The following is a 6,000-nucleotide window of genomic DNA, read 5'->3' as shown; positions in this document are numbered from 1 at the left end:
GCCGACGACCGCTCCGGCGAAGCCCGAACCCCCGCCCCCGGCGGCCGCCGCGCCGCACGCCGTGCACGCGCCGAGGACCCGGCGGACGCGGCCACCGGCCGGCAGGCCGGCGGCGCCGGGCCGGCCTCCCGCCGCTCCGGCCGGGCCGAAGCGCCGGTGGGCGCCCGGCGCCGGGGGCGGGTGGTCAAGGCGGTGGCCGGCTTCGCCGCCGCCGCCGCGTGCTGCATGTTCGTACTGCGCGGCTCCGAGGCGCTCGGCGGCATCGGCGGCGACCGGTCCGGCCCCGCTCCGGCGGCAGCCGCCGACGCGCCCGACCCCGGCCGGGTGCTGCAGATCGTCGCGCACCCCGACGACGACCTGTACTTCATGAACCCGGACCTGCGGTACTCCATAGCCGCCGGCCACCCCGTCACCACCGTCTACCTCACCGCCGGCGAGGCGGACGGCATCAACGCCACCGAGGGCAAGCAGGCCTCCACCCCGCCCGACAAGCCCGCCTACGCCGAAGCCCGCCAGAACGGCATCCGCGCCGCCTATGCCCAAATGGCCACCGGCGACCGCGACAGCGCCTGGAAGCGGACCGTCGTCCCCACCCAGGGCGGCGGCCACGCCGAGGTCGACGTCCTCGTCGCCAAGCCCGAGGTCAACCTCGTCTGGCTGCAGCTGCGCGAGGCCGGCACCGTCTACGACAGCGCCCCCGACAGCCTGCACGGCCTGTGGGACGGCAAGATATCCGCGCTCGGCGCCCAGCTCGCCTCCGGCACCCCCGTCAAGCAGCGGTTCTCGTACTCCAAGGACCAGGTGGTCCGCACCCTCGTCGGCGTCCTGGAGCAGTACAAGCCGACCACCGTCCGCGCCCAGGACCCCACCCCCGGCCGCTTCCCGGACACCAGGAAGTACACGGACCACCAGGACCACTTCTACGGCGCCCGCTTCGTGCAGGCCGCCCTCGCCGCGTACGCGAAGGGCGTCGAGGCGAAGGACCGCCCGCACTTCGCGGTGCAGAACTACGTCGGCTACTTCAACGGCTCCCTGCCCAGCGCCCTGGGCCCGGACGAGGCGAAGGAGAAGCTGGACATACTCGGCACCTACGCCTGGCTCGACAAGCAGAACCACTGCGGCAGCAACGCCGGCTGCGGCGACCTCAAGGTCGCCGACCACCCCGCCGGCAACGGCTGGACCTCGACCGTCAACTACGCCCGCGGCACCGGCACGTCCTGGCTGACCTCCGACAAGGAGCACGGTCTGTGGGCCTTCAAGGTGCTCGACGGCCAGGTCGCCCTCTGGCACCGCTCCGGCCCCATCGGCGCGTGGAGCGGTCCGCGCCTGCTGCCCGGCACCGGCATGGACCCGGGCGTGGCCACCGTCACCCTCCCGGACGGGCGGATCGCCGCCTTCGGTACGCGCACCTCCTTCGGCGCGCGGCCCACGGACTACCGGCGGGAGGTCGTGTACGCCGTCCAGAAGGGCCCGGGCGCCGAGGAGTTCGGGGACTGGCAGTCGCTCGGCACGCCCGAGACCGCCGACGAGAACTGGACCTCCGACATCAGCGCCCCGGCCGTCGCGGTCGACGGCGGCGGGCAGTTGGCGGCGTACGTCCGCGACGGCGCGGGCTCGCTGCGCGGGCGGGTGCAGCTCGCGGGCGGCGGCTGGGGCCCGTGGGCCTCGTACGGCGGCGCCGACCTGCACGGCACCCCGGTCACCGCCGCCGACGGCGCCGGGCGGCGCATGGTGTTCGCGGCGACCACCAAGTCGGTGGTGGGCTGGGTGCAGCCGAAGCCGGGCGCCCCGCTCGGGCCGGCCACCCCCACCGGGCTGCCGGACACGACGCTCCCGCTCACCGCGGAGGGGCGCGAGGGCGGGGTGCGGCTGTGGTTCCGCAAGCCGGGCTCGGGCAATGTCCGTACCGCCCTGGTGACGGGCGAGGGCGGGCTGAAGGTGAACCACCTGACCGACCTCGGCGGACTCCAGGGCTTCGGCTCGGTGACGGCGAGCGGGCACGTGCTGGCCGGCCGCTCGGCGGGCGGGCTGCTGGGCGCGGGCCTCGGCGAGGGGCGGCCGTGGGAGCGGTCGCCGCTGATGTTCGTCGGGGCTCCGTCGTCCACGAAGACCGGGAGGGACACGGTCAGCCTGGCGGTGGTGGGCCTCGACGCGCGGCTGTACGTGACCTCGTCGGCGGACGACGCGGACGCGCACCTGGCGCCGTGGCTGCCGGTGGGCCCGCGCAACACGGCTCCGCCCGCAGCGACTCGCTGACCGCGTCCACATCCCGGGCGCGTGCCCGGGAACCGAAATGCACACGGCACAATCACATCCGGTCGTTTCCGGAAAGCAGGAGTCATCGAGCACATCGGTGAACCAAGTCGCCCGATTTGGCCTCTCACTGACTGAGCCGCTTGAGCCACTTGTGCCGAACTGACTGAACTGCCGTTCTTCCCGCCCGGAACGACCCAAGGCGTGACCGATGCCGATTGCCCGTCGCCGCTTCCTCCTCGCTGCCCTCCTTCCCGTACTCACCGTCGGTGCCACCGGCGTGCTCGCCGTCGCGACCGGCCAGCAGACGTCGGCAGAGGCCACCGACACCCAGAAGCAGGGCCCGGACTTCACGCTGACCGCGAGCACCACCTCCGGATCGGTCGTCCAGGTCGTCGCCCACCCCGACGACGACCTGTTCTTCATGAACCCGGACCTCAGCCGCTCGCTGACCGCCGGCCTGCAGCTCACCACCGTCTACCTGACCTCCGGCGAGGCCGACGGCCGCAACGAGGCCAACGGGGCCGGCGCCAAGGACCCGGAGCAGCCCGCCGACCGCGCCCACTACGCCGAGGCGCGGCAGAACGGCATCCGCTGCGCGTACGCGCAGATGGTCACCGGGGACCGCACCAGCGCCTGGAAGCGCACGGTCATACCCACCGCGGGCGGCGGCCAGGCCGAGCTCGACGTGCTCATGGCCCGGCCGCAGGTCAACCTGGTCTGGCTGCAGATGCGCGAGGCCCGCAACCCCACCGCCGAGAACCCGGACAGCCTGCGGGGGCTGTGGAACGGCAAGATACCGGCGCTCGAAGCCCAGTTGGCCTCCGGAACGCCGGTCAGGCAGCAGTCCACGTACACCAAGGACCAGGTGGTCCGGTCGATAGCCGGGCTGCTCGCGCTGTACAAGCCGACGACGATACGCATGCAGGACCCGACGCCGGGCCGCTACCACGACACCGGCAAGTACACCGATCACCAGGACCACATGTACGGCGCCCGCTTCGTGCAGGCGGCGACCGCCGCGTACGCCGCCCAGGTCACGGACCGGCCGCGGTTCTCGGTGCAGAACTACCTCGGCTACCACAACGGCACCCTCCCGCACGCGCTGGACCCGCAGACGGCCGAGACGAAGATCGGCTTCCTCAAGACGTACGCCTGGCTCGACCACGAGAACTACTGCGGCAGTCCCTCCGGTTGCGGCGACCGCAAGGTCGCGAGCAGCCCGACCGGCCGCAACTGGGCCCAGTCGCTGCGCTACGCCCGCGCCGACAACACCTCCTGGCTGGCGGCGGGCGCCGGCGGCCGGCTCTACGCCTTCGCGGCCCTGGACGGGCAGATGGCGGTCTGGACCCGGCCCGGCGGCCCGGCCACCGCCGCCTGGACCGGTCCGCAGCTGCTCCCCGGCACCGGCATCGACCCGGGCGCGAGCAGCGCCCGCCTCCCCGACGGCCGCGTCGCGGTCCTCGCGACCCGTACGGTCCTCGGCCCGGGGCCGTCGGACTACCGGCGCGAGATCGTGTACGCAGTCCAGGGCGCCCCCGACGGCCCGTTCGGGCCGTGGCAGTCGCTCGGCACCCCCGAGGGCGCCGACGAGGAGGGCACGTCCTCGATCAGCGCGCCCGCGGCGGCCGTGACCCCGGACGGCCTGCTGACCGTCTACGTCCGCGACTCACGCCGCACGCTGCGCGCCCGCGAGCAGCGGCCGGACGGCGTCTTCGGCGCCTGGCAGCACCTGGGCGGCGAGGACCTGCAGAGCGACCCGGTGACGGCGGTCGACACCGCCGGGCGGCGCCAGGTGTACGCCACCACCACCAAATCCGTCCTGGCCTGGACCCAGCCCGCCCCGGGCGCCCCGCTCCAGGGGCCCTTCCCGACGGGCCTGCCCGCCACCACGGTCCCGCTGTCGGCGGCTGCGGAGGGCGCGGGTGTCCGGCTCTACTTCCGGCGCCCCGACTCGGGGGTCGTCCGTACGGCCCTGGTCACCGCGGGCTCCGACAAGCCGCAGGTCTCCAGCGTCTCGGAGGCCGGCGGCCGGGCGGGCTACGGCGCGGTCGGCGTCGCGGGCCGCCTCCTGTCGGGCCGCGCGGACACGGGCACGGCCGGCACGACGGGCCTCGGCGGCCCGCCGGCGTGGGCGGAGTCGCAGATGCTCTACGCGGGCGCCCCGGCCGGCGTCCTCGAACCGGCGGGTGCCACGACGACGGCGGTCCTGGGCCTGGACGCCGAACTCCACGTCACGACGACCCCACCCCCCACCCGCCCCCAACCCCCCCGAACCCCCTGGCACAAAGCGGTCCCCCCGAAGTAACCCCCACACCGCCGGCCCCGGGCCCGCGAGACGACTCCGGGCCGGTGGTCAGTGACCACCGGCCCGGAGGGTCGTGCTTGCCCCGATTAGGCTCTGGCCTGCGGTTAGAGGACCGGGAGGTTCTTGCGGAGTTCGAAGGCCGTGACCTCCGAGCGGTACTCCTCCCACTCCTGCTTCTTGTTGCGCAGGAAGTCATTCGGCCCGTTGCCGACCTTGGGAGACCCTCCGCAAGCCCCGTATCGGCAGGGTTCGAGCGGTCACCATCGGTCGCCAATGGTGAACCTTGGCGGGCGTTTGACGGCCCCCAGACGGCCCGGGAGCCGAACCCCAGGACTCGCTACCGGTAGCAGCACGCCTTGCTAGCGCTAGCAACCCTGATAGCGACCGAAACCGGTGTTGATCAGGCTGTTAGCAGGTAGCGACCGCGCAGGAGAAACGCCAGGATCCGACCTCAGGTCAGTTTTCCGGGACTCGCCTCGGTCGCTATCGGAAGGCCGCCGGGACAAGCAAGAGGAGCACGCCGGGCGTGGTGCTCCTCTTGCTTGTCCGGCGGCCGATCGTCACGACGAAGGGCAGGAAGGACCGCCCTCTGGGCGGACGACCTCTCGGCGCCTACCGGCCGTACAGAGGAACCACCCCGGGCGGCTGCCGCTCCCACGTGGCCGCTCTAACCAAGAGCCACGTGGGAGGGGAGCGGCTGTACGAGCGATAGGCCGTCGGGCTCCCGTTGCGTGGCCTTCCAAGGAATGCGGCCACCCCCTCCTTGGAAGGCCACGCTGCTGCCGTCCTAGAGAGTTGAGAGAAGACAGCGTCCGCAGCGCCCGCCGGTCACTCTCAACCCCTTCTGACCTGCACGAATCGTGCGGACGCTAGAGGAATTGGCTAGCGTCCAACAGTGTCCGCAGCGTCCGGAGCACCCACCCCCGGCTAAGAGCATCACCGCAGGTCAAAGCAGTCCCTAGGGAAAGGCTCTGCGGACGCTACGCCCCCACTCGGCGCGGCCGCGAGACGAAGAGGCCACCGAGGCGCGGCCGGGTGGCCTCTTCGATACGGCTGCCAGCGGGCGACGGCAGGAAGATCAAAACAGTCAGAGGACGCGGTTACCGGTTACCGGTTACAGGCCGATGACACCGCCCCTCCCCGCCCTGAACAGCGCGAACCGGCGTCCACGCGGCCTGTAACCGGTAACCGGTAACCGCCCCACGGCGCCTCGGAATGAGGCTCAGCGTCACGGGCGTCACGGCAGCCGTGACGCCAGAGGCACGCAGGTCCGGGGCACCGAGGCCAGCCAGGCCGTCACGCCCAACGAGGCGTGACGCTGGGGCGTCACACCCGTGACGCCCTGCCAGTCGCCCACGCTCTGATGCCCCACTGAGCGTCGAGCGCGAGCGCAGCGAGCTGCCAAGGGTCGGCGGCCGAAGGCCGCTCCTTCCAGTTCC

Annotated in this window: 2 protein-coding genes and 1 pseudogene; 2 read left to right on the top strand and 1 reads right to left on the bottom strand. The window is 73.0% G+C overall.

Translation table 11 applies throughout. The features are described from left to right. Both ACFXGI_RS34535 and ACFXGI_RS34530 read left to right on the top strand, forming a co-directional pair. Positions 1-2,256 (top strand): PIG-L family deacetylase (locus ACFXGI_RS34535; protein WP_384715598.1); only part of this gene is annotated, 2,256 nt, incomplete at its 5' end. 208 nt (positions 2,257-2,464) lie between these two features. Continuing rightward, a complete protein-coding gene (locus ACFXGI_RS34530) occupies positions 2,465-4,561 on the top strand; it encodes a PIG-L family deacetylase (protein WP_384715595.1) in 2,097 nt (698 codons plus the stop codon). Positions 4,562-4,665: 104 nt separating this feature from the next. On the opposite strand, the pseudogene ACFXGI_RS34525 reads toward ACFXGI_RS34530, so the two are convergent. After that, positions 4,666-4,752: pseudogene (locus tag ACFXGI_RS34525) on the bottom strand (glutamine synthetase); the annotation flags it as partial. Between the last annotated feature and the right edge of the window lie 1,248 nt (positions 4,753-6,000).

The sequence above is a fragment of the Streptomyces sp. NPDC059355 genome (assembly GCF_042752335.1).
In the GTDB taxonomy this organism is placed as follows: Bacteria; Actinomycetota; Actinomycetes; order Streptomycetales; family Streptomycetaceae; genus Streptomyces.
Note: the sequence above shows the minus strand (reverse complement) of the source record. Positions and strands in the feature narration are given on the sequence as shown.

What these genes read in the sequence shown, in the direction of transcription:
- ACFXGI_RS34530 (WP_384715595.1), top strand. Translation starts at nt 2,465, where the DNA reads ATGCCGATTGCCCGTCGCCGCTTCCTCCTCGCTGCCCTCCTTCCCGTA.